The 205-nt window shown below is 42.0% G+C and carries 1 pseudogene; it reads right to left on the bottom strand.

Features of this window, described 5'->3' with window-relative positions:
* Window positions 1–205 (bottom strand): annotated as a pseudogene (locus L976_RS23575) (transposase); the annotation flags it as partial.

Genomic DNA, 205 nt, shown 5'->3' with positions numbered 1-205 from the left:
CAGTTCTTGTAATGTGCCTACTGGACCATGAAATAGCTTACCAAACTCGGTAGTCAATTTGAGCCAATTGTCATGGGGAATATTTAATCTGTTCAGTATCTTGGCGCTACTTTCGCTGATGCATCCACGTTTATCATTGCGAATGATTCGGCCGGTATCATCCACCAATTGAAGGTAATCCGTTAAGGAAAATGCAATGCCATTG

Origin of the sequence: Shewanella sp. ZOR0012 (assembly GCF_000798835.1) — a bacterium.
GTDB lineage: Bacteria > Pseudomonadota > Gammaproteobacteria > Enterobacterales > Shewanellaceae > Shewanella > Shewanella xiamenensis.
This window is presented reverse-complemented; position numbering and strand designations above follow the sequence as displayed.